This window comes from Methylicorpusculum sp., assembly GCF_030651835.1.
Taxonomy (GTDB): Bacteria; Pseudomonadota; Gammaproteobacteria; order Methylococcales; family Methylomonadaceae; genus Methylicorpusculum.
Genome location: NZ_JAUSBX010000033.1, coordinates 1 through 2,645, shown reverse-complemented (window position 1 = coordinate 2,645; position 2,645 = coordinate 1). Strand labels below are relative to the sequence as shown.

General features: G+C 48.6%; 3 protein-coding genes. 1 reads left to right on the top strand and 2 read right to left on the bottom strand.

Annotated features, from left to right (window positions below; genetic code table 11):
• A partial coding sequence (locus Q7V32_RS04050; protein ID WP_304895701.1) for an IS1182 family transposase occupies nucleotides 1–1,309 on the top strand: 1,309 nt, incomplete at its 5' end.
• 509 nt (nucleotides 1,310–1,818) lie between these two features.
• Here the strand turns inward: Q7V32_RS04050 and Q7V32_RS04045 are convergent.
• Both Q7V32_RS04045 and Q7V32_RS04040 read right to left on the bottom strand, forming a co-directional pair.
• Nucleotides 1,819–2,121: a type II toxin-antitoxin system RelE/ParE family toxin gene (locus Q7V32_RS04045; RefSeq protein WP_304895700.1), complete on the bottom strand. Its 303-nt coding sequence runs from the start codon at nucleotides 2,119–2,121 to the stop codon at nucleotides 1,819–1,821.
• The gene (locus Q7V32_RS04040; RefSeq protein ID WP_304895699.1) at nucleotides 2,118–2,396 is read right to left on the bottom strand and encodes a type II toxin-antitoxin system Phd/YefM family antitoxin; all 279 of its coding nucleotides are present in this window, start codon (nucleotides 2,394–2,396) and stop codon (nucleotides 2,118–2,120) included. The genes Q7V32_RS04045 and Q7V32_RS04040 overlap by 4 nt, the downstream gene beginning before the upstream one ends.
• Nucleotides 2,397–2,645: the final 249 nt, after the last annotated feature.

Here is a 2,645-nt window from a genome sequence, read left to right as displayed (position 1 = left end):
CCGTGACGCCTACAGTCGAGGCGTATTCAGTTCCCGGCAAATCGAGCGGCGCTGCCGCGAGGACTTGTCGTTCATGTTCATCGCGCAAAAGCACTGTCCGAACTTTCGGGTCTTGAGTGACTTTCGTAAAGACCATGCCGCATTCTTTCAAACCTGCTTCAAGCAGACCGTCCAATTAGCCCTGGCGTTAAAGCTGGCCTCGTTGGGTCATATCAGTTTGGACGGCTCGAAATTCAAAGCGAATACGTCCAAGCACAAAGCCATGAGCTATCAGCACCTCAAGGAACAGGAACGCCAATTAACCGACGAGATTGAGGCGCTGATCGCCCAAGCGGCGCGCTGCGATCAGGAAGAAGATCAGCGCTACCAGGACCAAACCGGTTATGAACTACCGGCTGACTTACAGTTCAAACAAGGCCGGCTGAGCAAAATCAAAGCCGCCAAACAAGCGCTCGAAGCCCGAGAAGCCGAGCTCAATCCGGACCAGCCGATCGACGGCAAAAAACAAATCAGCTTTGCCGATACCGATGCCCGGATCATGGGCAAAAAGGGTGACTTTAACTACCGCTACAATGGCCAAATCAGCGTCGATGCTGACCAGCAAATTATTGTTGCCCAACACCTGAGTCTCCATGCCAACGACATGCAAGAGGTCGAACCGGCCTTAACCGCACTCCAAGACAGCACGGGGCGCCTGCCCGATCAGTTGAGTGCCGATAACGGCTATTTCTCCGGCAATAATTTAGAGGCCTTGGCACAACAGGGTGTCGATGCTTACCTGGCGCCCGGGAAAGGTGAAACCACGCCGTTGAGCCCCTTGGCCGCATCCGAGCGGAAACTGGTCAAGGCCGACTTCACCTATCATGAGACGAACGACACCTATACCTGTCCTGGCGAACAAACCCTCACCGTGGTTCGGCACAGTGCCGAAGGGCAGAAGATCTATCAAGGCCACGCCTCGGTCTGCGCCGAATGCCCTTACTTCAAACGCTGCTGTCAGTCCCAAAAAGGCGAAGCGCGGACGCTGAGCTCCGACGCCCAAGAGCCATTGCGGCAACAGATGCGCGAAAAAATGCGGCAACCGGCTGCGAAGGCCGTTTACCGGCAACGCAAAGTCATTGTCGAACCGGTCTTCGGGCAGATCAAGAACAGCGGATTTCGGGGCTTCAGTGTCCGCGGCAAAGACAAAGTCGCCGGCGAATTCTCGCTGGTCTGCGCCACACACAACCTTAAAAAAATGGTTAAAGCGATGGCTACGGGATTAGTGCGCCCAAATTTTGGGAAATGGGCATTAAATCCAGCCACATAGGCAAAAATAGGGGAGATTAGCAAGACAAGAGGCCATTTTATAGGTTAAAAGGTACAAAACACCGGCATAACATATAAATATTCGAATATTCTAATGCGTTTTCGAAAAAATAATGCTTCTCTCTATGCTATTCTCGGACAGCCTCCTAGGCAACAACAGATTCTTTGCTCAGCATCGCCTGATGCTTTCACGCATAGCAGTAAACACAATGTAGATCGCAAAGATTTTTAAGAGCGATAGACATCTGACGCGGGGCGGTTGCCCATGCGGATTTATCAGCATTCACTTCATCAAATAAGATATTCAAACCTGAACGTCGATCAAATATGTGCAATCCATCCGGTCCAATTCGCGTTTTCAAATTGTATTGTCCATTATCTAGTGCCAGCAATTAGTTCAGAATCTGTCATTAACAAATAAGTAGATACTGTCGCCTTATGGGTTGCAACCTGATGACCGGCCTATTTTTCAGCTTTCCGCTAAATCTAAAATCGCCAATCCGAATGGCTTTATTTGGTATTCAACCATTGCTGGCGACCATGTCTGGCATGAAGGATATAAACGGTATCCTCTGTTGTGGTGTAAAGGACGCGGTAGTTATGAATGATAAGATGGCGAATCTCTTCCGGAAAGAAATCGTTCTCTGGAGCCAATGGGCATCGCAATGGAAATGAGGATAACGATTGGATCTTGTCATAGACATCCCGATACCACTTCATCGCATTTTGCGGTGAATCTTCACTGATATACAGGTAGGCTTCCTCAATGTCTTGTTCGGCCTCAGGAAGAATAATGACGGAGTAATGCTTCACCGTTCAATCGCATGCATACGTTCAAATTCTTCAAAAAAAGCCTCGATATTACGGCCTTTTCCCTGTTTCATGGATTCCAAGCCCTTGCGAATTCCTTCAATAGCCTCCAGCTTGTCTACCATCGCTTGGTAAGCGGTAGCATCTTGCACAACGATTTCTGCTTGACCATTGACCGTCAGGATTTCAGGCTGACCAGATTGTTTTAGCCGATCCAGATGCGTACGCGCGTTACGCTGAAAATCGGTCAATGAATAGATACTGTCTGTTCTAAACATAAAAATCACCAACGCAGTTAAAAATCATTTAATTAAATGCTATAAAATCCCCAACAAAAAAGCAATAATAAATTTTTTTAACTCGAAAACTGTCCTGATTTTAGCCTATAAACCTAAAAAGAGCGGTTGAATCCACTAAGCAGGTGCTGGCAGGCATTCCGGCGGCTGCAATTGACGCCCCTTGAGGTACTTAACCAGCGCTGAACTCAAGATTCGGTACCAGCGCTGGATCGCTGTCAACTGCTCCGC